Below are 678 nucleotides of genomic sequence, written 5' to 3'. Positions count from 1 at the left end.
AAACGTCCTAAAAAAGCTGCTGGAGTAAAAGCGATCAGCCGCCAGCACGCCAAAGGGCGAATGACAATATGGGAACGTATTTCAGTACTCACTGATGAAGAGCCAACCATACTCTTCCAAAACTGGGGCCCGAACCTGGACGGAGCGTCTTTAGTCACAGCAATCATCAAAATAGATGGTCGCGACGTCGCATTGTATGGCCACGACTTCACAATCCGCGCAGGCTCAATGGATGCTACCAACGGTAAAAAGCTAGCACGCTTAATCGAATTAGCAGGCAAACGAAAAATCCCTTTAGTTGGCCTAAACGATAGCGCCGGCGCTTATGTTCCTGCAGGTGTTGGCGGTCTGGATGGATATGCCGAAGCCTTCACCGCGCTGCGAAAAATCAGCGGTGTGGTACCTAGCATCATGTGCATGTTCGGATTTAATGCCGGCGGCGGCTCATATCTCCCTCGCCAAGGCAGCTTTATGATTCAACCGAAAAACACCTTTTTTGGACTCACGGGCCCAGGTGTTGTGAAAAGCGTATTGGGTGAAGACGTAACACCTGACGAGTTGGGAGGCCCGGGTGTTCACAGCCAAACAGGGGTTACTGACTTTGTCGTTGAAGATGAAGTAGCAGCTCTCAAGAAAGTAAAAGAAATTCTTAAATACATCCCGAGTAACAATAGCGAA

At 49.3% G+C, this 678-nt stretch carries 1 protein-coding gene; it reads left to right on the top strand.

The window, feature by feature from the left end:
• Nucleotides 1-678, top strand: a 678-nt coding sequence (locus A3739_RS27375; RefSeq protein ID WP_255376801.1) for a carboxyl transferase domain-containing protein, incomplete at both ends; no start/stop codon positions are given.

This window comes from Oleiphilus sp. HI0067, assembly GCF_001635735.1.
Note: the sequence above shows the minus strand (reverse complement) of the source record. Positions and strands in the feature narration are given on the sequence as shown.